The following is a 20,853-nucleotide window of genomic DNA, read 5'->3' as shown; positions in this document are numbered from 1 at the left end:
AAATTATAATTTAAGACTCAGACTGCGTTGGCGCAACCGGAGCTGATGGATCTGTAGTTTCACCTACACCTTCATGTAAAAGCCCTTCAGCAGCTGGTTTCTGGTCGCCTGTACCATTTACGAACTCGTCATAAGTCGTTCTGTTCTCGAACGGACGTTTACCTAAAATCTCTTCCAGGTCAGTCTGGAACAGGATTTCTTTTTCCAGTAACTTTTCAGCAAGTTTTTCTAAACCTTCGCGCTGATCAGTTAGTAACTGCATTGTTCTTTCATAAACACCGCTGACCAATTTTCTAACCTCAATATCAATCAGCTCAGAAGTTTTCTCTGAATAAGGTTTATTGAAATTGTACTCATTTTGCGGGTCATGGAAGGATACATTACCAATTGTACTGTTCATTCCATAAATGGTAACCATAGCATAAGATAATTTGGTAATCCTTTCCAGGTCATTCTGAGCACCTGTAGAGATTTTTCCAAAAACAAGATCTTCTGCAACCCTGCCACCCATAGTCATACACATTCCATCTGTCAGTTGCTCTGTAGTGTACAGGAACTGCTCTTTCGGAAGGTATTGCGCATAACCTAAAGCTGCGACACCACGGGGTACGATAGATACCTTAACCAATGGATCTGCATGTTCCAGGAACCAGCCTGCAATGGCATGTCCAGCTTCATGGTAAGCTACTATACGTTTCTCTTCAGGAGAGATGATTTTATTCTTTTTCTCCAGACCACCGATAACACGGTCAATTGCGTCCTGAAAATCCTGCATGTCAACAGACTCTTTATTCCTTCTTGCTGCAATCAGAGCTGCTTCATTACATACATTTGCAATTTCAGCGCCGGCAAAACCAGGTGTTTGTGCTGAAAGTTTCTTAGCATCCACAACCTGATCAGTCTTGATAGGTTTAAGGTGGACTTTAAAGATCTGTTCACGACCAACTAAATCTGGTTTGTCGATAGAAATCTGCCTGTCAAACCTTCCCGGACGTAATAACGCACTATCCAATACATCAGGACGGTTTGTAGCTGCCAGAATAATAATACCGGAATCTGTACCGAAACCATCCATTTCAACCAATAACTGATTTAAGGTGTTTTCACGCTCATCGTTTCCGCCCATCATACTGTTCTTCCCACGCGCACGGCCGATCGCATCCACCTCATCAATAAAGATGATACAAGGAGCTTTATCTTTAGCCTGTTTGAACAGGTCACGTACACGGGATGCACCGACACCGACGAACATCTCGACGAAATCCGAACCGGATAAGGAGAAGAAAGGTACCTGGGCTTCCCCTGCAACAGCTTTAGCCAGTAAAGTCTTACCTGTACCAGGAGAGCCTACTAATAAAGCTCCTTTTGGAATTTTACCACCCAGATTAGTATATTTCTTAGGGTTTTTAAGGAAATCAACGATTTCCATAACCTCTTGTTTAGCTTCTTCAAGACCGGCAACATCGTTAAAAGTAACGTTTACCTGACTTTCTTTATCGAAAAGCGTAGCCTTGGATTTACCGATATTGAATATCTGGCCACCACCACCACCGGCACCGCCACCCATTCTGCGCATAATAAATATCCAGAAACCGATAAACAGTAACAGCGGAATAATTACCGTGAAGAACCAGGAGTTAAAAGTGCTTTGTCTGGTTTCTTTTTCGGCAAGGATCTGGTTGTCTGCAGGAATTTCTTTCTGAGATTCTTTTAATTGATTATCCAGTGCATCCATTGATCCTGCGGTGAATGATACAGTTGGACCACCTGCGGAACCAAAATTGTTTTTGGTCAGATATTTCTTGTATTTTTCTTCCTTAAGTAACTCTGGTTTGATGTAAACATCAGCTTTAACCAGGTCTTCGTATTTATAAGCAACGATTTTCTGTACATCACCAGGAGCCAGCATCGTTGTTTCAAATTCTCTGTAAGTGATCGTTTTGTTGGTGTCATTGGTAAATAACACCGATACAAGGATCAAACCTACTATGATAGCTGCGTAAACCCAGAAGATATTGAAATTAGAACCTTTTTGAGGTTTTTTCGGAATATTTGGAATTCTCTTGATCAGCTTGGGTTTCGTATTTTCTTTCTCTTTCATCTTGGAATCAAAAAATATATAAGTTTTGTCGGTTAGGCGCTCTGATAGGTAGTAGTCTGTGCGTCACCCCACAAATCCTCGATACCATAAAAGTCTCTTTTTTCAGTTTTGAAGATATGAATAACTACATCAAAATAATCAAGTATTATCCAGTCTGCATGATCCATTCCTTCTTTTTTCCAGGGCTCAGCCTCTGTACTTTTGTAAATCTCTTTTTCTACGCTGTCTGCAATCGCTCTGACCTGTGTTGCAGAATCAGCATTGCATATGATGAAGTAGTCCGATACAGAGCTATTCAGCTCTCGTAAATCTAGACGAACGATATCGTGTCCCTTTTTTTCCTGTATGCCATGAACGGCTATTTCTGAAAGGTAGGTAGAAAGGGGTACTATTTTCTTTTTTACCATTAAAAGTATTTATTTTTGATAAACTATTATAACAAAATCCACTATTGCAAAATAACACTTTTCCGACATCATTTGTTGGTCAAAATTTGATCAAATTATCAGCTGTTGACTCTACCAATAGTTTTATGAAAGGTATAATGTCAAATTCCGAGCCATTACCCGAGGGGACTGTTATTATGGCAGACAATCAGTATGGCGGACGCGGACAGGCGGGAAATACATGGCATGCTGAGCCGGGAAAAAACTTAACATTCAGCGTTTTGCTGCGGCCTGATTTCATTACTCCGGATCAGCAATTCCGCTTAAACATGGTTGTCAGCACTGCATTAATGCATACTTTAAGGGAGTTGTGTGGCGAGGGGGCGAAAACCAAATGGCCCAACGACATTTACTTTAATGACCGTAAACTAGGTGGTGTACTGATCGAAAATACACTGTCAGGAAGCCAGATTAAGGCATCTGTGATAGGAATCGGACTGAATGTAAATCAGCTCAGGTTCGACGGTGACCTTGGGGCCCGGGCAACATCTCTGCAAATAATTACCGGTAAACCGATTGAGCTTGATCTTCTGCTGCGAAGTGTTTGTGTACAGATAGAACTCGCTTACCTCAAACTGCGAACAGGGCCTGTAGATAGCCTTTATCACGATTATGTCAAAGATTTATATCTCTACGGTGAGAATGCTTTATACCGACAAAATGGCGAGATAATTGAAGGGAAGATTACAGGAATAGCTGAGAGAGGGCAACTAGAGCTTACAACTAGTGCAGGATTAAAGCGTTTTGATTTTAAAGAGATCGAGTTTCTGCATAAAAAGAACTAAAGATCAACTAAATACACGTAAGAATATGAAAAAAGTAATGTTAGTATTTGCCTTATGCCTGTTTACAGTATTGGGAGCTTCAGCCCAGATTGAAACACCGGTTACCTGGTCTTATGCTCAAAAAAAGGTTAGTAATACAGAAGCGATCATTTATCTGAAAGCTACTATTCAGGATGGATGGCATATTTACTCCCAGCACGTTAAGCCTGGAGGGCCGGTTAAGACGTCCGTTAAAATTAATCCTTCAAAAGATTTCACCTTAGTCGGCGCGGTTTCAGAACCTAAACCAATTGAAAAGTTCGAGAAGGTTTTTGATATGAATGTTGGTTATTTTGAAAAACAGGTTGTATTTCAGCAAAAAATCAAGTTGAAAAAGCCGAATACGATAGTTTCCGGTACCATTGAGTTTATGGTTTGTGACGAAACAAGATGTCTTCCTCCTGATGAAGTGAAGTTCTCTGTCGCAGTTAAATAGAGTTTAGCTACTATTAATATAAACAGGAAAGTGTCTGGTAATACCAGGCACTTTTTTTATTTCCGTTATGCTGGTTTGGAAAGAGCCATGGTTTAGATTTTTCCACCATTTTATACCGCCTCACAGATCTTCAACACTATTTTGTGGGTGTCCTGTGGGTTTCGTGTGGGTTCGGTGTGGGTAGTCTGTGGGGTTTTCATATACTCAACCAGGGGCGCATCCGAATGTGACTCTAACAAGACCCGAACAAAACCAAGGAAAAGCCCGCTAAAACATTTAGCGGAACTACGGCTAATGTAAACTGGTCTGAATGAGCCTCTGGGACAAGGTCATTCATTATGGATGTAAGGTCAAATTAAATTTATGCAGGGGGTCAAAACTTTTAAAACAAGAAATTATAAGTAATTTCACGGCCTTTCCGGAGGGACTGCCGGTTATGAATTGTATTGAACTATGAAGAACACATTGAATAGAATTATGCTAATCTGCGCCTTGATGCTTACACTGGCATTAGGAGTTCAGGTATCTGCATTCGCGCGGATACAGCAGCAGGATACGACAGAAGTTTCCGATGATATTGTTTTTACAGAAATCGGTTCTGCAGAAGATGCGGCTGCACAGCAGAAGCTAGCAGATTCTGTAAAGGGCACAGATTCTTTGAAGAAAGATACAGCCAGTGTTGTCGCTGCAGATGCAGGAACTGATGGCGTTGCAGGGCATGACTTACATAAAGATGATCAGCAGAAAACTTTATGGGAGACATTTATACAGGGGCTTCTGGGTGGTTTTATTGCTTTTCTGATGCCATGTATTTTTCCGATGGTACCGCTGACTGTCAGTTATTTTACTAAGAAAGCCGGCAGTAAACAAAAAGGGATATTCCAGGCTATGATCTATGGGATCTCCATTATCGTGATTTACGTAGCATTTGGTTTATTGATTACTTTATTATTCGGTTCTGCAAAGCTTAATGAATTGAGTAGTAGTGGAGTATTTAACTTTGCCTTCTTTATTCTCCTTGTTGTATTTGCCATTTCATTCTTTGGTGCTTTTGAGATTACGCTGCCAAGTTCTTTCGTGAATAAGATAGATCAGAAGGCAGACAACAGTAAAGGACTGGGTGGAATCTTCTTTATGGCGGCGTCGCTTGCATTGGTTTCGTTCTCCTGCACAGGACCTATTATCGGCACATTGCTGGTACAGGCCAGTTCAAAAGGCGAAATTCTGGCACCAGCTATTGGCATGTTTGGTTTCGCGCTTGCACTAGCACTTCCATTTACACTTTCGGCTATTTTCCCGGGATTCTTGAGCAGTATGCCTAAATCTGGTGGCTGGCTTAACAGTGTGAAAGTATGTTTGGGTTTCCTGGAGCTTGCATTAGCCCTAAAATTTTTATCTGCAGCAGATCTGGTATGGCACTGGGAATGGTTTGATCGTGAAATTTTCCTTGCATTGTGGATTGTGATCTTCTTTTTAATGGGAATTTATATCTTAGGCAAACTGAAGTTCTCTCATGACAGTGATGTTCCGTATGTTTCTGTACCGAGGCTCTTCTTTGCTATATTTTCGTTTGCTTTTGCAGTTTACCTAATTCCTGGACTATGGGGAGCACCGGTGAATATTCTGAGCGGTATTGCGCCGCCAATGAATACCCAAGACTTTATTCTTGGGCGTGGAGCAGCAGAACCGTCTTCAGGCAGCAGTGGTTTCCCTGCATCGGTTAAATACCAGGATGTGTTACATCCGCCTTTAGGTTTTAATGCTTTTTTCGATCTTGACGAAGGTTTGGAATATGCGAAGAAAGTAAATAAACCGGTCCTTATTGATTTTACCGGGCATGCCTGTGTAAATTGCAGGAAAATGGAAGACAAAGTCTGGATCAACCCTGAAGTTGGCCGGATTATTAAAGAAGAATATGTGCTGATCCAGTTATATGTAGATGAACGATCAGTGAAAATGCCAGCCGAAAAGGTGCATTATTCCAAAATTCTGCGAACAAATACCGATGATTTGGGCAGGTGGAATAGTGATTTTCAGGCAAGCAGATATAATTCCAACTCACAACCGTTCTATGTATTAGGCGGACATGATCTGGAGCCTTTGGTTACCCCTCAGGGTGCTATTTTTGATGCGGCAAAATATGCTGCTTATTTACAGACTGGAATTGATAAATTTAAAGCCTCAAAGCAATAAGACTAAATGAACAAAATTAAAAACATAGCGGTATTAACATCAGGTGGCGATGCGCCCGGAATGAATGCTGCTATCAGGGCAGTAGTCAGAGCGGGAATCTATTATGGGATGAACGTTACAGGCGTACTCAGAGGATACGATGGACTGGTCAACGGAGATTTTATTCCGATGGACAGGAAATCTGTAGCTAATATTATTCAGCGCGGGGGAACCATTTTAAAAACTGCCCGCAGTGAGGATTTTAAAACTAAAGAAGGCCGTCAGCGTGCATACGATCAACTTATCAAGCATGAAATTGATGCATTGGTTGTTATTGGTGGTGACGGTACATTTACAGGAGCAAACTTATTTACTTCTGAATTTGATTTTCCCGTTATAGGTCTGCCAGGAACAATAGATAATGATCTGGCGGGTACCGACTTTACAATTGGATATGATACCGCGATAAACACCGTTGTTAATGCGATTGACAAAATCAGGGATACAGCAGAATCACATGATCGTTTGTTTATTGTGGAAGTAATGGGTCGGGATTCCGGTTTGATTGCACTGCGAAGCGGGATAGGTGTGGGTGCTGAAGCAATCATGATCCCGGAAGCAAATATGGGCGTTGAAGGCCTGATCAAAAGACTGGAGTACGGGCGTAAGGATAAATCCTCTAAAATTATCATCGTTGCAGAAGGCGACGAGATAGGCGGAGCCTTTAACGTTGGCGAGGTATTAAAGGAAAACTTTCCTAATTATGATATCAGGGTTTCTGTACTGGGGCATATCCAGCGTGGCGGTAAGCCAAGTTGTATGGACCGGGTACTGGCAAGCCGTTTTGGTGTCGCTGCAGTTGAAGGTCTCATGGAAGGTCGTTCCGGTGATATCGTTGGACAGGTGAACAGAGAGATTGTATTCACCCCTTTCGATCATGCGATTAAACATATCGATGCAGAAGAAATTAGCCCGGCATGGCTTAAACTGGTGGAGATATTATCTCTCTAGTCGATTTGCCGGTTATAATAAAGGCCCGTCTGGATAAGATGGGCCTTTATTATGATACGATTTATCTGTTTTCGTATTATTCAAGGATCACAGCTGTTCCAGATGCTGCTACCATCAGCATGCTTCCGCCATTACCTACGGTTTCGTAATCCAGGTCTACTCCAATTATTGCATTTGCGCCCAAGGCTGCTGCATATTGTTGCATTTCACGCACGGCAGTGTCTTTTCCCTCACGGAGCACATTTTCATAAGAGCCTGCCCGTCCGCCTACAATATCACGGATTCCGGCAAACAAATCCTTAAAGATATTTGCGCCTATAATAGTTTCTCCGGTAACAAGGCCAAGATATTTCACAATCTTTCTGCCTTCAATAGTATTTGTTGTTGTGACTAACATAAGATATGATTTATTTTTATGATCATTAAAGTTGAATATTGTTACAATTTTGCAGCCGGTTGCTGCTGTATCTTTTCTAGTACCTGCTGCCAGTTATCGACTCGTTCGTAATCTGTCACCAGTAAATTATGCGGGGAAGTGAATAATAATTTTCTACCGTCAAAATCTACGAAATTTTTGATTCTGTCGTCGATCAGCACATCAGCTTTAATAATTTTATTCCCGCAGAAAACAATGTTTTTCCATGAGATGAATGGAAAATGCTCTGAAAGCCAGTCATATTTGTCAACTAATGAATTCCTGAATTCTGTGGCTGCAGAGACGATATAAACATCATGCTCTTCCTGAAGTTTTTTCACAGCTTCCACACTGCCCTCAATTAAAGGGAGGTCCCGGAAAAATCCGGCTTCGTTAATATAATCATACCATTTATGATTGATATTTTCCGGAATATGGTGGAAAAATTCATAACCGGGCTCCATAGTCAGGTCCAGCGGGACGTTGTAATCCTGATTGTATCTGCTTACAAATTTGCTGATTGGATCTGCCAGGACTTCATCCATATCTATAGCGATTCTCATATATTGGGGTTAAAGGTTTAAAAATTCAGGCATCTTGTTAGTTTGTAGTATTTTACTTACTTTTGCGTCCCCGCAAGCATACAGCTCCGGGAACTATGTTGAATACATAAACTTATAAAAAAATGGCAACTAAAATCAGATTGCAAAGATTCGGTAAAAAAGGTAAACCTTTTTTCCACGTAGTGGTAGCGGATTCCCGTTCACCAAGAGATGGTAAATTCATTGAGCGTTTAGGTTCTTATAACCCTAACACCAATCCTGCTACTATCGAAATTAACTTTGAAAAAACATTAGACTGGGTTAACAAAGGTGCTCAACCTACGGATACTTGTCGTGCTATTCTTTCTTACAAAGGTGTTTTATACAAAAAACACTTAGAAGGTGGTATTAAAAAAGGTGCTTTAACTGCAGACCAGGCAGATGCTAAATTTGCAGAATGGTTAGCAGCGAAAGACAACAAAATCGAAGGTAAAAAAGATGGACTGACTAAATCTAAAGATGAAGTTAGAAAAGCAGCTTTAGAGGCTGAGGCTAAGAAAAATGCAGATCGTGCTGCAGCTCTTGCCCTTAAAAATGCGCCTGTAGAAGAAGAAGTTGTAGCTGAAGAAGCGACTGAAGAAGCTCCTGTAGCTGAAACAGCTGCTGAAGAAACTCCGGCAACTGAAGAAAACAAAGAAGAACAAGCTTAGTCGTTTGATCTTTTGTTTATAGCGAAGAATCCTTCTTGTGAAGGCATTCTTCGCTATTTTTATTTCCAACACATAATCTGTTTAAATGACGTTAGAAGAAGCATTCTATATCGGCTATATTACCAAAACAAAAGGTTTGAAAGGGGAAGTTCAGCTCTATTTCGAATATGATGAACCTGAACTGCTCGATCTTGATGTGGTCTTTGCAGATATGAATGGCAAAATGGTTCCCTTCTTTGTTTCCAGCTTCAAAATGCAGCCTAATCAGACTGCCAATATCTATTTTGATGATGTTGACCATATTGATAAGGCACAACCGCTGCTTAGGAAAAAAATCTATCTGCCGCTGACTAAACTTCCTGAACGCGATGACGAAGATTTCCAGTATACTGATCTGAAAGGGTTTGTGGTAACGGATGAAAATAAAGGCGAGTTAGGGAAGATTCTGGAAGTGAATGAATACCCGCAGCAGTTTGTAGCTACGGTTTCTTATCAGCAAAAGGAGATTCTCTTTCCGTTAAATGAAGATATGATCGTGGAAATTGATGAAGATGCCGAGACATTGCTGGTTAATCTGCCTGAAGGCTTGCTGGATATTTACTTAACAACTTAAGGATATGCGTTTTGATATAATAACTGTATTGCCTGATCTTTTGCAAAGTCCTTTTGCGCATTCTATTTTACAGCGCGCACAAACAAAAGGAATTGCCGAGATTGTGGTACACAGCCTCAGGGATTACTCAACGAATAAACAACGTAGTGTTGATGATTATCCTTATGGTGGGGGTAGCGGAATGGTGATGTCGATAGAGCCTTTTGCGCTTTGCATAGAAGCTTTAAAATCAGAGCGGGTATATGATGAGGTTATTTTCATGACACCTGATGGCACAACGCTTAATCAGACCATTGCGAATGAATTGTCTGGAAAAGGAAATGTTATTATTCTTTGTGGTCATTATAAAGGGATTGACCAGCGGATCAGGGATATTTATGTGACCCGTGAGATTTCAATAGGTGATTATGTATTATCGGGCGGGGAGCTTCCCGCTGCTGTACTGGTAGACGCTATTGTTAGATTAATCCCCGGTGTACTTAATGATGAGACCTCGGCGCTTTCTGATAGCTTCCAGGGAGGCTTGCTTGATGCGCCGGTATATACGCGTCCGGCAGACTGGAGAGGACATCAGATACCCGATATCCTTTTGAGTGGCCATGAACAGAAGATTAATGACTGGCGGCATGAGCAGGCTGTGGAGAGGACCAGGAGACTACGTCCGGATATGTTGGAAGATTAAAGTAATTTAAAACGGAAATACTGAAAACTTACAGGTTAAGATTAATTATAAAGAAGATAAATATATTTAATAGTTAATTATTTTTGTTATTTGTATATATTTATAGGCGTTAAGAACTTAAACCTCAATGACCGATGGATAAATACAAAATTAATGAAGTGCTGGATAAATTAACGGTTAAAGAGTATCGTTTTGCACTGCGGGAAATTCCCGGAATACTGCAGGTATCAGTGAACACGTTTCATAATTACAGAAAAATTAAAAGCGATGAGCCGCAAGATATTCCTTATGAAAAAGTTAAGCAACTTGAAATTTTATTTGGGATGGAAAACGGAGTGCTCGCGAACGAAAAAATGAATGGAAAAAGCCTTGTAGAATTATTTAAAGGCCAATATTAACAATCGCTGGCTTTTTTTTAGCTAACCGGCTGCATCACAATTATTGTGGAAATCTAAAAGAATGTGGAAAAATTCGAAATTCACTTTTTTTTATAAAATAAAATTCCTAATATTGCAGTCCGATTTTAAATAGAAAAAAGTCGGCTTAATAGCTTAAAATCATGGATTTAGTAAAATTTGTTGAAGAGCAGGTAATCGCAAAAAATGAGTTTCCTGTATTCAAATCAGGAGATACAGTGAGTGTTCACTATAAAATTCGCGAAGGTAATAAAGAACGTATTCAAATTTACCAAGGCGTGGTCTTACAACGTAACAGCGTAGGTGCTAATGAGACGTTTACTGTTCGTAAAATGTCTAACGGTATTGGTGTGGAACGTATTTTCCCTATCAATTCTCCAAACATTGCGAAAATTGAGGTTAACAGCCACGGTAAAGTTCGTAGAGCGAAATTATTCTATCTGCGTGAGCTTACTGGTAAAGCCGCTCGTATCAAGACAAAAAGAGTATAATTTCTACTCCAAAATATACAGGCCTTCCCGATCAAATCGGGGAGGCTTTTTTTGTGCTCATTCTTTCCCGTTAACGAAGGTTTACCATGTCCGCCATTAAATAATTTACCGGACAACACTCATTTCAGCAGAATGGTTGTATTGAGCTATTCGGGAGGTTCCTATCCTTCCTTGCAGCTTATTTATAGAGAGAATAGTTAATTAAATTTGATGAGTTCAAATACCTGCAGTGTACAGATAAATCGGAAGGCAAAAAAAAGCAGGATACCTGAATTCAGGTATCCTGCTTTTTTTTGCCTTCCGGTCTTTTTGCGCCGGGCTTCTGTTAAGCCGGTTTAGTTAGCTCAGCCAGGACTGTTATACCGCCTTTGACGACTTGATTTAGTTCCAGGTTAATCTTAGTGCCGACCGGCAGGAAAATGTCAACCCTGGAGCCGAATTTAATGAATCCGAATTCCTTCGCCTGTTCTACCTGGTCGCCTTCTTTGACATACCATACAATTCTGCGGGCTAAAGCACCAGCAATCTGGCGGAAAAGAACTTCCGTACCATTTTCATGAGCTACAACGACAGTCGTTCTTTCGTTTTCAGTAGAAGATTTAGGGTTCCATGCAGCCAGGTATTTACCCGGGTGGTATTTGAAGAATTTTACAATGCCTGAAATTGGGTTACGGTTAATGTGAACATTGACCGGCGACATAAAAATAGATACCTGTAATCTTTTGTCTTTGAAATATTCATTTTCGTTCGTTTCTTCAATAACAACTACTTTTCCATCTGCGGGGCAGATGACCAGATCATTTCCGCTGGTAAAAGTACGGGAAGGGTTTCTGAAAAATTGTAATACGGTAATGAACAAAGCAAAGGAGAGAATATAGGCTAACCAGCGCAACCAGGTAATATCTGCAAATCTGTAATCAATGATCGCATTTAATACGAAGATAAAAAGGAGTGAAATTGCGATGGTCGTATAACCTTCTTTATGTATTGTCATTATGTATAAATAAGTTTCTGCAAAATTGTGAAAAATTTATCGAATTACAGAAGTCGATTAGCTGTTATCAATTGTTTTATAGATTGAGGTCAGATTGCGTCCCAGACCATCATAATCAAGCCCATAGCCTACCACGAACTCATTTGGAATCTCAAATCCGATATATTTGAGTTCTTCGAGCGGGTAAATCAGCGCGTCCGGCTTGTATAAAAGAGTACAGACCTGTACTGAGGCAGGTTGCTGCTCGTATACTTTTTCCAAGATGGTCTTCAATGTAAATCCGGTATCAACAATGTCTTCTACCAGGATAATGTCCCTTCCCTTCAGCTGATCGGAAAGACCTAAAATTTCCTTAACTGTACCTGTACTTCCAGTACCCTGATAAGAGGATACACGGATAAATCCAACTTCACACTGGATTTCCATTTCTTTGACCAGATCGGCCATGAAAAGAAAACTGCCGTTCAGTACACCTATAAAAATAGGGCAACGACCTTCGTAATCGACATTTAGCTGGATACCCAGTAATCTCGTTTTTTTATTGATGGTTTCATTCTCAATCAGAATTTCGAATGACCGGTCTCCAACTTGTATTGTATTCATTTTTTCTTCAGGCGCTATTCGTCCTGCTTTTCTAGTTTTTTCTGTTCCCTACGCTCTCTACGTAGTTCTCTGCGTGATTTTTTTACGGTATCCTGAGGGTTGAGTTGTTTGGCTATAGTGTCCTTTTTAGATTTTCCAAAAAGCCTGTCAAAAAGCGTTTTTGACTCATCCTGCATAACCACGGGGGCATCTGTATCGTTATCGAAGGCAGTTGTATCTACTTTTGCAGAATCCGGGAGCAAGTACTGCCGCAACCCTTCACGTAACCTGACGTTGTAGAAACCATAACCGCTGGTGTCCTGAGGCGTAAGACCACGGTTAGCCATAATTCTGCCCATATATTTAAAATAAGGCAGCATGTAGCCCTTCAGGCTACCATCACCGTTAAATTTAAACATGGCGATCTTTGGACGCGGAACGATGTTAGCCAGAAATATACCTTCTCCTATGGTTAACGAGGCAGGGCTTTTGCCGAAATACTGATGTGAGGCTTCGCCGATACCATAGATGTTTTTGCCCATCTCTATAATATTGAAATAGACCTCCAGCATTCGCTCTTTACTGATTAATCTGTTGTTTTCAATTAGCCAGACAATCAGGATTTCTTCAGCTTTCCTGGAAAGCGTTTTCTGGCGGCTCAAAAATACATTCTTTACCAGCTGCATGGAAATAGTACTTCCGCCGCGTACAAATTTTTTCTCTTTATAATTGATCACAAATGATTTGCGGATTGATTCTTCCACGAAACCTTTGTGGGAGAAAAAGGAAGGGTCTTCTGCTGTAAGTAATGCATTTTTGTAATTACTGGAGATCTGGCCGAGCGGTGTAAAGTTCGGGTTAGATGGGCCAATTACGATATCACGCATGGGCTTACCGTACTCATATGGAGTATAGATAAAGGTTTCGTTGATCTTTTGCAGGTTGGTCTTACCCCATTTCAGGATTTTAAATCCGTTTGGTGTTAAAGAAGAGCTAAATTTCAGGCTGTCCGGATTTTTACTGTCGAGATAAAAGTTAAGATCATATTTGACTTTACCTTTAACTTTAAGGCCGTCCAGAGATTCAAAAAGGCCTTGCGGGAAAGCATCGAGTACCGCTTGCGCATCCTGTTCATCAGCATGTAGTTTAACTTCGTAAATCTTATCAGGTGAAAGGGTATATTTCAGATAAGGTTGCAGGACTGCATTTTTTAGGAATACTTTGGATGTGCTGTCCAGTGCAATATAGTTTTTGCCTATCAGCATATCGGCGTCTATCCTTGCGGCGGAAACAACGATATCATCGGCAGCTATTTTAGGATGGTTGATGAGCAGGTTTTTTACTGACCAGGAACCTGTGATCTTAAAATCATCACCACTGTAGGCTGCATTTTTCATTTCGGTTCTTACCGTATCAAAGCTGAGCTTTGCATGGAGTTTATTTTCCAGGTATGGGAGTTCTACTTTTTGATTATCTGCAAAGAACAAGACATCAAGCTGTTTTTTACCTGGTTTCAGTTTCCCATTTATATGCCAGGTTGCAGCATCGCCGTTTACTTTGATCGTGGAGAGCAGGTCTCCGTCTATAATGGTAGCAGTGGTCGTGAGGAGGTTTACTTTTGCGGTATCATTATCATTCAGGCTGAAAAGGAAATCTTTCATTTCCATATCATCAGGAATTTTGTTGAGCACCTGGTTTAACAAGTCATGGGCAATTTCGTTCAATTCGATTTTCGCTTTCGCATCCGGATTATCTTTTTTCTTTCTTTTCAGAAAAAAGTCCAGATTCGTCAGGCTGTCACGCAGGACAATATTTACTTTACCACTGTGCATGATCACTTCAGCCAGCTTTACATCTCCAAAAATAAGCGGGAATAATTTTACACCGATTTTCAGTTCTTTTACTGTGGAGAGCGTATCACGGTCTTTAGGAACCACAGAGATGTCTTTAAGTTCAACAGTGCTTAATCCGCTGAATCCTGCCTGCGCAATCTTAATTTCCAGACCGTAATCTCTGTCAGCTTTATTTATTGCGCTGGCCATCATCCGTTTGAGTAGGGCCTCCCTTTTGCTATAAGCGATTACACCGGTAACCATCAGGATGCCGGCCAGAATGCCAAGTACCCATGCACCGGCTTTGATGTATTTTTGCGGAATATTAATTTGAGGTAGCTGCATCTTTAAATTTACCTGTTAAAATAGCTGGTCTGGATTGACAAATGTATATTTCGTGTTAAAATTACACTTAAAAAGCCTAAAATCAATTAATTGTGAGTGGCTTTTGTTAATTTTGGGCAATGACAATTAGCACGGAACAAGTTTTGTCGGCTTTAAGAAATGTAGAAGATCCTGATCTTAAAAAAGATCTGGTTACGCTTAACATGATTAAAGACCTGAGCATAAACGATAAAAACATAAGCTTTACACTGGAGTTAACTACTCCGGCATGTCCGATGAAAGATATGCTAAAAAATGCCTGTACCAACGCGATTAAACATTTTGTTGACAAGAACGCGGAAATTCATATTAATATTACATCCCGGGTAACGAAACCAGCAGATACAAGTCAGCTGAATGAAATCCGGAATATTATTCTGGTATCATCCGGAAAAGGCGGGGTGGGTAAATCAACCGTTGCGAGTAATCTTGCCGTGACACTTGCGGCTGATGGCGCAAAAGTTGGCTTGATTGATGCTGATATTTATGGGCCGTCTGTTCCGACAATGTTTGGTTTGCTGGGTGCAAAACCGAGTGCAAGAGAAACAGCTGATGGTAAAACGCTGATTCTGCCCATAGAAAAATTTGGTATTAAGTTACTTTCACTCGGCTTTTTTGCAGATCCTGATCAGCCTGTGCCCTGGAGAGGACCAATGGCTTCCAATGCGGTTAAACAGCTGTTTAATGATGCAGATTGGGGTGAACTGGATTATTTAATCGTGGATCTTCCGCCGGGAACGGGCGATATTCATATTACCATTACCCAGAGCTTTCCGATAGCCGGTGCTGTGATTGTCACAACCCCGCAGCAGGTGGCACTGGCAGACACGCGTAAAGGTCTGGCAATGTTCAGAATGCCGGGTATCAATATCCCTGTTTTAGGCGTTATAGAAAATATGGCTTATTTTACTCCGGAGGAGTTGCCGGATAACAAGTATTATATTTTTGGTAAAGACGGAGGTAAAGAGCTGGCGAAGTCATTTGATGTGCCGTTCCTGGGTGAAATACCATTGGTACAGGGAATCACAGCAGGGGGAGATAACGGTGAGCCGATCTCTTTGGATAAAACCACGCCAACTGCTTTGGCTTTTGGAGAAATTGCCGGTAAAATAGCTCAGCAGATAGCCATACATAATGCAAAGTCCGCTAATTGCTAAAAAATTCACTAAATTTAGATTTTATAAAATATTATGGAGTTAAAACAACAAGTTGAACAGGCCCTTGAAACTATTCGCCCTTATCTGATTGCTGATGGTGGAGACGTTGCCATTGAAGAAATTACTGCAGATAACGTAGTGAAATTACGTCTTTTGGGTAATTGCGGTTCTTGTAAAATGAGTTTCATGACAATGAAAGCTGGTATCGAACAAGCGATCTTAAAAGCTGTTCCACAGATCACCGGAGTTGAGGCTGTTAATCTTTCCGAGCCAGTTTAGGATTTTAACATTCTTTAACTAGTTGCTGCGCTGATTAGCGCTATTTTTGCCTGCATGAAATATATTTTCACACTAGCCCTTCTCTTTTTATCCACCGGCCTGTTCGCGCAACAGGCGCCGGGAGGGAAGAGACTGGTTCAGTTTTCGGGCATTATTACCGACAAGGATAGTAGCTTCGTCGTGCCATATGTGACCATAACCAATCAGTCAAATAAGGATCAGAAATATGCGGCAAATTATAAAGGTTTCTTTTCTATCGTTGCACATCCCGGTGACACGCTTCTTTATAGCGCGATTGGTTACGGCGAACAGGTCGTAGTGATTCCTTCTGACGTAAGGGACGTCAAATATACGGCTATGGTTAAAATGAAATCAGAGATCGTTTATCTACCTGCAGTAAAGGTTTACCCATGGGCGACTATAGAAGACTTCACTAAAGACTTTATGGCCCTTAAAATAGCAGATGACGATACAGAAATTGCAAGAAAAAATCTGTCAGGCAGTTCTATCAGCGGAATGATTGAGTATTTACCCAGGGATGCTCGGGAAATTTCATCTGCCAATTTCAGGTTAGACCAGGAAAGGGCACTGAACAAAAATATGGTTCCTACCACGCCTTTACTCAATCCCTTCGCCTGGGGGAAACTTATGGAGCAAATCTTTAGCGGCGATAAAAGCCGTAAAGAGAATAATTAACGTTTCTTATTGCGTTGTTGCGGAAATTTCATTTTGTACTCTGCGCGGATATCACCTTTTGATATTGCATCCAGTTTAGATTTTAACATTCTTTTACGGAGCAGGCTCAAGGTATCGGTAAATAATTTACCTTCAATATGATCGTATTCATGCTGTACAACCCTCGCCGGCATTCCTGATAATTCTTCTTCATGTAATTCCCAGTTCTCATCATAGTATTCCACGACAACAACAGGTTTGCGCATTACATCTTCGCGGATTTCCGGGATACTAAGGCAGCCTTCGGTAAATGCCCATGGCTCTCCTTTTTCTTCCAGAATCCGGGCATTAATAAAGACTCTTTTAAAGCCTTCTTTCCCATCTTCGTCCTCACCGGTATCTACAATAAACAACCTGATCGGAAGGCCAATTTGTGGCGCTGCAAGACCTACACCGTAAGCGGCATACATGGTATCGAACATGTCACTGATCAGTTTCTTTAATTCCGGATAATCCTGATTGATATCCTGGCAGACCTTTCTCAGAACAGGATCTCCGTAGGCTACGATTGGTAATTTCATGGTGCAAAAGTACAAATATTAGGTTAAAGGGTAAAAAGTTAACACACTCAAATTTTTCTCGTTGAGTATTTCAGCAGTGATCTGCTCCATCTCAGCAGTGGTAACAGCCTCAATTTTTGCAAAGACAGTATCCAGATTGTCTATTTTGTCATAGTCGATCAGGCTTTTGGCCATGGATACAATCAGACCGATTCTATTCTCTTCTCCAAGTGCGATCTGTCCGATAAACTTCTGTTTTGCTTTTCGGAGCTGAATTTCGGTAAGGGGGTTTGAACGCAGTTTTTTAAATTCTTTGTCAATCAGCGAGATCGCCTTGTTTACTTTCTCCTTATCGGTTCCGAAATAGATCGTAAATATACCCGTATCGGAAAGCGGACTATAGCCAGACTCTATACTGTAGGCTATTCCATGTTTTTCCCGGAGCTGAAGATTAAGGATTGAGCTCATCGCGTTTCCGCAAAGCAGGTTATTCAGCAATAACAGACCGGTTTTGAAGGGATGGTACAACGAATAGGCAGTAGAACCGATCACAGTATGCGCCTGCATAATAGGTTTGGTGTCTACCCTTTTAATTACTGGTGCGGCAGAAGGCGCGATCCGGTTATGCGAACCTTTATTAGCTGGTACAGCCTCATAGTAGTTAGTGAAGATTTTAACCGCTTTATCAAGGGAGTATTTTCCAAGCACAGCCACAACTATCTGATCAGTGCGGTAATTAGCCGAAATGAAATCTTTGATATCTTTCCCCGAAAGTCTGCTTACACTTTCTGTGGTGCCCAGAATGTTTCTTCCCAGACTGTGATCCCTGAAGACCATGTCCTCGAAATCATCATAGATAGCTTCTTCCGGCTGATCTAGATAAGAAGCGATTTCATCAAGTATAACACCCCTTTCTTTCTCCATTTCATCTTCCGGAAAAGTTGAATGGAATACGATATCATGAAAAAGTTCTAGCGTCCTGCCCAGATAAGGATGTAAGAAGGAAGCATGGATACAGGTATATTCTTTGGTGGTATAAGCATTGAGATCTGCACCAACACTTTCCAGTCTATTTAGAATCTGATTTGTATTTCTTTTCTCTGTGCGTTTAAAGATCATATGCTCAATGAAATGAGCGAGACCAGCCTGGCTTTCGTTTTCATCCCTGGAGCCGCTGTTAACGATAATACAGGCATGTGAAATTGTAGAAGCAGCAGGTACATGCAGCAGGCGGATGCCATTGGGCAATGTGTGTACGTTATATTCCATTCGGCGCAAAGATACGGCATAAATCCGCCACCCGATTGTAAATTTAGGATCTAAAAATCTGAAGAAGAACCACCTCCTCCGAAATTGCCACCGCCGAATCGATCTGGTAAGTGCTGTTTTTGTTGAGGTAAAGTGGCCGAGATGATAATAGAATCGACCCGCTCCTGATCCGTGTTATTCTGTGGAAAAGGAACCTGACCGGCCAACCCGTATCTCGGGTTTTTGAGCCACTTTAGCAGTCGCCAGCTGACTAATAGCAGTAATGCACCGGCACCGCTCAGCAGGTATTCAAGAGGTACTAAAGTGTCGTAGTATTTAAAGGTAAGACCGGTTGCAGTTAGTAGAATTATCCCTGAATTCAGAAGCATCCGAGAATGTTTCTTTAGGGCATAGCCAATACACACTAATGGAAAAACAAATGTCCAGACCCAGAAGAAATAGGGGAGCGGGACCTGAAATGTAGTACCAGAGAGTTCTTTTCCGGTCTGGTCTGCGACGTAGTAATTAAAAGCGAGTCCGGCGGTAAACACAGCGAACTGTATCAGAACAGCTAAACATGAACTGTACACCGTTAAAATAGCTTTCATCTTTGTATTCAGAACCAGATAGCAGAGTGACGCAGCAAAAAACAATGCACCAAAAGGTATGAGTAAAATACCGGAAGGATTCAGGATATGCAATGCAGTTAAAAATGCCATCAAAAGTGCGGAAGCGGAAATTATTGTCATTAACGGGCTTGCGAACCGGATAACATACCATAAGCTGATTACAGCGGTCGACAGCGACGCAAATAAATACCACGCGGAGGGTGACCAGCTCTGCGTATTGATTTCGTGCAGCCAAAGGACCCCGGTGAGCAAAAATCCAGAGGAAAGGAGAGTCAGTGCATCATCTGTACCCGCCTGATAATGCTGATATTTTTTACAAACTTTTTCCAGCGCAAGATAACAAAGAAGGCCGAAGAGAAGCAGGGCATAAGGTAAATTTTTGTCACGCATCAATCCCCCAAAAAGTAGTGAGAGCAGCGCGCTACTTGCAAATACAATTACCACGGTTAAAAGAAAAAGGCCCGCCCTGACTAAAAAGGTGGGTATATAGAAGGTAACCGGATGGGCTTTGGCTATGGCACCGATCTCGGCAGCGGTAATACCTGTATATGCTGCTTCATCTTGTATCTGTTGAATCAATTGCAGATTTTTAACGCTTTCTGAAGGATAGACGATCATTACTGTTTGAGTTTTTTATGCAGTTGATAAATATGACGGGCAAGTAGCACTGGAGAGATGATAAACCAAAGTATAAACAAGTAAGGGTCACTACTGAGGTGGATCCATTTTAACGAGTCCATATATAATATGCTAGCTGCAATATAGGCGTAAAACAGCTGGATCAGGATCAGGTAAAATGATTGCTCCCTTTTACCGTTTTTATATAGCAAAGCGGCTGAGAATATCGTCAGTAGCAGATAAATCCAATTATAACTTCCGGAATAAGCGAACCATGCAGTGAGCATACTCAAGTGCAGAATATGTGAGCCGAAATGGAGGTAAATAAATTTGAAATGAGGTTTTATCCTGAACCATTCACTTAAATACGCTGCAGTGATAAGTAATAACGCTAAAGAAACGTAGGTCCAGATTAATGGGCTTTCATTAATTCTGGTCAGGCCGAATAGCACCTGAGGAGAAATAGATACGCCCATCCAGAGGGCCAGATTCGTAATTGCCATACCCAGTACACCTTGGTGATCAAAACGATAAGCCATGAAAAATAAGATTACTGTAGGAATAAAAGTGGCTAGTCCATACCGCGTACCAAAAAAATCATACTGAAATTGCAGGTAGGCCAGTAAGCTAAGCAAACTCACGCAACCGAACAGTAAGATATAATCCGCAGCAACGTTAGTTGAATTTTGCTTTTCCTGCTGATATGGGGACTGGTTTTTAAATGTATACCAAAAACAACCAGCTGTGATCGCTGTAATTAAGGCTAAAATTACCTGGTGTCCGATACTGTCCAGGTTTTGATAAATAAGAATGCCGAGACCTGTGCTTAACATAAGAATACCCGCATACAGTATCATCCTGATTTCCCGGTGCAGGGAAAAGACCGGTTTTTCCTGGAGCTGTATCACCCGGTTAAGTGTCTCTGCAGAAATAAGACCGGCCGCATATAGTTTCTGGTATTTCTTCATGTAAGCAATATAAATTTTTTTATTCAACTGTCAATTTGACAAGGCTTAACAAATTGGAACATCCCTTG

General features: G+C 41.1%; 23 protein-coding genes. 12 read left to right on the top strand and 11 right to left on the bottom strand.

Annotated elements, in window-relative coordinates:
• Positions 1-10: 10 nt before the first annotated feature.
• Both ftsH and rsfS read right to left on the bottom strand, forming a co-directional pair.
• A complete protein-coding gene (ftsH, locus tag BLR53_RS18015; protein WP_074591660.1) occupies positions 11-2,101 on the bottom strand; it encodes an ATP-dependent zinc metalloprotease FtsH in 2,091 nt (696 codons plus the stop codon).
• A 32-nt stretch (positions 2,102-2,133) separates the two neighbouring features.
• On the bottom strand, positions 2,134-2,508 hold the full coding sequence (rsfS, locus tag BLR53_RS18010; protein WP_074591658.1) for a ribosome silencing factor: 375 nt from the start codon (positions 2,506-2,508) through the stop codon (positions 2,134-2,136).
• Between the two features lie 44 nt (positions 2,509-2,552).
• On the opposite strand from rsfS, the gene BLR53_RS18005 reads away from it, so the two are divergent.
• The 4 genes from BLR53_RS18005 to pfkA all read left to right on the top strand — a co-directional run bounded on the left by BLR53_RS18005 (position 2,553) and on the right by pfkA (position 6,990).
• Positions 2,553-3,332 (top strand): biotin--[acetyl-CoA-carboxylase] ligase, encoded by a 780-nt coding sequence (locus BLR53_RS18005; RefSeq protein ID WP_074591655.1) that lies wholly within the window; start codon positions 2,553-2,555, stop codon positions 3,330-3,332.
• A gap of 25 nt (positions 3,333-3,357) precedes the next feature.
• Positions 3,358-3,807, top strand: coding sequence for a protein-disulfide reductase DsbD N-terminal domain-containing protein (locus BLR53_RS18000; protein WP_037443197.1), 450 nt, complete (start codon positions 3,358-3,360; stop codon positions 3,805-3,807).
• Between the two features lie 453 nt (positions 3,808-4,260).
• On the top strand, positions 4,261-6,000 hold the full coding sequence (locus tag BLR53_RS17995) for a protein-disulfide reductase DsbD family protein (protein ID WP_083332130.1): 1,740 nt from the start codon (positions 4,261-4,263) through the stop codon (positions 5,998-6,000).
• Positions 6,001-6,006: 6 nt separating this feature from the next.
• Positions 6,007-6,990, top strand: coding sequence for a 6-phosphofructokinase (gene pfkA / locus BLR53_RS17990; RefSeq protein ID WP_037443204.1), 984 nt, complete (start codon positions 6,007-6,009; stop codon positions 6,988-6,990).
• Positions 6,991-7,066: 76 nt separating this feature from the next.
• Here the strand turns inward: pfkA and BLR53_RS17985 are convergent, their stop codons facing one another.
• Together BLR53_RS17985 and BLR53_RS17980 are read right to left on the bottom strand one after the other, a co-directional pair.
• Positions 7,067-7,387, bottom strand: coding sequence for a heavy metal-binding domain-containing protein (locus BLR53_RS17985; protein WP_037443206.1), 321 nt, complete (start codon positions 7,385-7,387; stop codon positions 7,067-7,069).
• Positions 7,388-7,428: 41 nt separating this feature from the next.
• On the bottom strand, positions 7,429-7,968 hold the full coding sequence (locus tag BLR53_RS17980) for a 5' nucleotidase, NT5C type (RefSeq protein ID WP_074591651.1): 540 nt from the start codon (positions 7,966-7,968) through the stop codon (positions 7,429-7,431).
• Positions 7,969-8,090: 122 nt separating this feature from the next.
• On the opposite strand from BLR53_RS17980, the gene BLR53_RS17975 reads away from it, so the two are divergent.
• The 5 genes from BLR53_RS17975 to rplS all read left to right on the top strand — a co-directional run bounded on the left by BLR53_RS17975 (position 8,091) and on the right by rplS (position 10,859).
• Positions 8,091-8,657, top strand: coding sequence for a 30S ribosomal protein S16 (locus BLR53_RS17975; protein ID WP_074591649.1), 567 nt, complete (start codon positions 8,091-8,093; stop codon positions 8,655-8,657).
• An 85-nt stretch (positions 8,658-8,742) separates the two neighbouring features.
• A complete protein-coding gene (gene rimM, locus BLR53_RS17970; RefSeq protein WP_037443210.1) occupies positions 8,743-9,270 on the top strand; it encodes a ribosome maturation factor RimM in 528 nt (175 codons plus the stop codon).
• A 4-nt stretch (positions 9,271-9,274) separates the two neighbouring features.
• Positions 9,275-9,952 (top strand): tRNA (guanosine(37)-N1)-methyltransferase TrmD, encoded by a 678-nt coding sequence (gene trmD, locus BLR53_RS17965; protein ID WP_074591647.1) that lies wholly within the window; start codon positions 9,275-9,277, stop codon positions 9,950-9,952.
• A gap of 134 nt (positions 9,953-10,086) precedes the next feature.
• Positions 10,087-10,350, top strand: coding sequence for a hypothetical protein (locus tag BLR53_RS17960; RefSeq protein ID WP_037443214.1), 264 nt, complete (start codon positions 10,087-10,089; stop codon positions 10,348-10,350).
• Positions 10,351-10,511: 161 nt separating this feature from the next.
• The gene (gene rplS, locus BLR53_RS17955; RefSeq protein ID WP_037443216.1) at positions 10,512-10,859 is read left to right on the top strand and encodes a 50S ribosomal protein L19; all 348 of its coding nucleotides are present in this window, start codon (positions 10,512-10,514) and stop codon (positions 10,857-10,859) included.
• 325 nt (positions 10,860-11,184) lie between these two features.
• Here the strand turns inward: rplS and BLR53_RS17950 are convergent, their stop codons facing one another.
• From BLR53_RS17950 to BLR53_RS17940, 3 genes are read right to left on the bottom strand one after another with little or no spacing between them, the layout of a single operon-like run.
• Positions 11,185-11,853, bottom strand: a complete 669-nt coding sequence (locus BLR53_RS17950) for a phosphatidylserine decarboxylase family protein (protein ID WP_037437609.1) — start codon at positions 11,851-11,853, stop codon at positions 11,185-11,187.
• A gap of 57 nt (positions 11,854-11,910) precedes the next feature.
• Positions 11,911-12,456 (bottom strand): hypoxanthine phosphoribosyltransferase, encoded by a 546-nt coding sequence (gene hpt / locus BLR53_RS17945; protein WP_051759445.1) that lies wholly within the window; start codon positions 12,454-12,456, stop codon positions 11,911-11,913.
• Positions 12,457-12,470: 14 nt separating this feature from the next.
• The gene (locus tag BLR53_RS17940) at positions 12,471-14,612 is read right to left on the bottom strand and encodes a transglycosylase domain-containing protein (protein WP_074591645.1); all 2,142 of its coding nucleotides are present in this window, start codon (positions 14,610-14,612) and stop codon (positions 12,471-12,473) included.
• A gap of 119 nt (positions 14,613-14,731) precedes the next feature.
• Here BLR53_RS17940 and BLR53_RS17935 point away from each other — a divergent pair, with 119 nt between their 5' ends.
• The 3 genes from BLR53_RS17935 to BLR53_RS17925 are packed head-to-tail and all read left to right on the top strand — an operon-like array spanning position 14,732 to position 16,783.
• Positions 14,732-15,808 carry an Mrp/NBP35 family ATP-binding protein gene (locus BLR53_RS17935; protein WP_037437606.1) on the top strand — a complete coding sequence of 359 codons (1,077 nt, stop codon included), beginning with the start codon at positions 14,732-14,734 and terminating at the stop codon, positions 15,806-15,808.
• A gap of 33 nt (positions 15,809-15,841) precedes the next feature.
• Complete coding sequence (locus BLR53_RS17930) at positions 15,842-16,087, top strand: NifU family protein (protein WP_037437605.1); 246 nt, start codon at positions 15,842-15,844, stop codon at positions 16,085-16,087.
• Positions 16,088-16,141: 54 nt separating this feature from the next.
• A complete protein-coding gene (locus BLR53_RS17925) occupies positions 16,142-16,783 on the top strand; it encodes a hypothetical protein (protein ID WP_074591642.1) in 642 nt (213 codons plus the stop codon).
• Here the strand turns inward: BLR53_RS17925 and def are convergent.
• The 4 genes from def to BLR53_RS17905 are packed head-to-tail and all read right to left on the bottom strand — an operon-like array spanning position 16,780 to position 20,785.
• Entirely contained in the window at positions 16,780-17,343 is a 564-nt protein-coding gene (def, locus tag BLR53_RS17920; protein WP_037437598.1) for a peptide deformylase, read from the bottom strand. The genes BLR53_RS17925 and def overlap by 4 nt on opposite strands.
• Positions 17,344-17,361: 18 nt before the next feature.
• Positions 17,362-18,591, bottom strand: coding sequence for a M16 family metallopeptidase (locus tag BLR53_RS17915; RefSeq protein ID WP_037437596.1), 1,230 nt, complete (start codon positions 18,589-18,591; stop codon positions 17,362-17,364).
• A 50-nt stretch (positions 18,592-18,641) separates the two neighbouring features.
• Positions 18,642-19,817 (bottom strand): hypothetical protein, encoded by a 1,176-nt coding sequence (locus tag BLR53_RS17910; protein WP_074591640.1) that lies wholly within the window; start codon positions 19,815-19,817, stop codon positions 18,642-18,644.
• Positions 19,817-20,785 carry a DUF2157 domain-containing protein gene (locus BLR53_RS17905; RefSeq protein WP_074591686.1) on the bottom strand — a complete coding sequence of 323 codons (969 nt, stop codon included), beginning with the start codon at positions 20,783-20,785 and terminating at the stop codon, positions 19,817-19,819. Before BLR53_RS17905 ends, BLR53_RS17910 begins: the two co-directional genes overlap by 1 nt.
• Positions 20,786-20,853 lie beyond the last annotated feature (68 nt).

Origin of the sequence: Pedobacter antarcticus (assembly GCF_900103515.1) — a bacterium.
Classification (GTDB): domain Bacteria; phylum Bacteroidota; class Bacteroidia; order Sphingobacteriales; family Sphingobacteriaceae; genus Pedobacter; species Pedobacter antarcticus.
Note: the sequence above shows the minus strand (reverse complement) of the source record. Positions and strands in the feature narration are given on the sequence as shown.

Bases quoted from the DNA above. Each gene is read 5' to 3' on its own strand.
- ftsH (WP_074591660.1), bottom strand. From the start codon at position 2,101: ATGAAAGAGAAAGAAAATACGAAACCCAAGCTGATCAAGAGAATTCCA.
- rsfS (WP_074591658.1), bottom strand. From the start codon at position 2,508: ATGGTAAAAAAGAAAATAGTACCCCTTTCTACCTACCTTTCAGAAATA.
- BLR53_RS18000 (WP_037443197.1), top strand. From the start codon at position 3,358: ATGAAAAAAGTAATGTTAGTATTTGCCTTATGCCTGTTTACAGTATTG.
- BLR53_RS17995 (WP_083332130.1), top strand. From the start codon at position 4,261: ATGAAGAACACATTGAATAGAATTATGCTAATCTGCGCCTTGATGCTT.
- pfkA (WP_037443204.1), top strand. From the start codon at position 6,007: ATGAACAAAATTAAAAACATAGCGGTATTAACATCAGGTGGCGATGCG.
- BLR53_RS17985 (WP_037443206.1), bottom strand. From the start codon at position 7,387: ATGTTAGTCACAACAACAAATACTATTGAAGGCAGAAAGATTGTGAAA.
- BLR53_RS17980 (WP_074591651.1), bottom strand. From the start codon at position 7,968: ATGAGAATCGCTATAGATATGGATGAAGTCCTGGCAGATCCAATCAGC.
- BLR53_RS17975 (WP_074591649.1), top strand. From the start codon at position 8,091: ATGGCAACTAAAATCAGATTGCAAAGATTCGGTAAAAAAGGTAAACCT.
- rimM (WP_037443210.1), top strand. From the start codon at position 8,743: ATGACGTTAGAAGAAGCATTCTATATCGGCTATATTACCAAAACAAAA.
- trmD (WP_074591647.1), top strand. From the start codon at position 9,275: ATGCGTTTTGATATAATAACTGTATTGCCTGATCTTTTGCAAAGTCCT.
- BLR53_RS17960 (WP_037443214.1), top strand. From the start codon at position 10,087: ATGGATAAATACAAAATTAATGAAGTGCTGGATAAATTAACGGTTAAA.
- rplS (WP_037443216.1), top strand. From the start codon at position 10,512: ATGGATTTAGTAAAATTTGTTGAAGAGCAGGTAATCGCAAAAAATGAG.
- BLR53_RS17950 (WP_037437609.1), bottom strand. From the start codon at position 11,853: ATGACAATACATAAAGAAGGTTATACGACCATCGCAATTTCACTCCTT.
- hpt (WP_051759445.1), bottom strand. From the start codon at position 12,456: ATGAATACAATACAAGTTGGAGACCGGTCATTCGAAATTCTGATTGAG.
- BLR53_RS17940 (WP_074591645.1), bottom strand. From the start codon at position 14,612: ATGCAGCTACCTCAAATTAATATTCCGCAAAAATACATCAAAGCCGGT.
- BLR53_RS17935 (WP_037437606.1), top strand. From the start codon at position 14,732: ATGACAATTAGCACGGAACAAGTTTTGTCGGCTTTAAGAAATGTAGAA.
- BLR53_RS17930 (WP_037437605.1), top strand. From the start codon at position 15,842: ATGGAGTTAAAACAACAAGTTGAACAGGCCCTTGAAACTATTCGCCCT.
- BLR53_RS17925 (WP_074591642.1), top strand. From the start codon at position 16,142: ATGAAATATATTTTCACACTAGCCCTTCTCTTTTTATCCACCGGCCTG.
- def (WP_037437598.1), bottom strand. From the start codon at position 17,343: ATGAAATTACCAATCGTAGCCTACGGAGATCCTGTTCTGAGAAAGGTC.
- BLR53_RS17915 (WP_037437596.1), bottom strand. From the start codon at position 18,591: ATGGAATATAACGTACACACATTGCCCAATGGCATCCGCCTGCTGCAT.
- BLR53_RS17910 (WP_074591640.1), bottom strand. From the start codon at position 19,817: ATGATCGTCTATCCTTCAGAAAGCGTTAAAAATCTGCAATTGATTCAA.
- BLR53_RS17905 (WP_074591686.1), bottom strand. From the start codon at position 20,785: ATGAAGAAATACCAGAAACTATATGCGGCCGGTCTTATTTCTGCAGAG.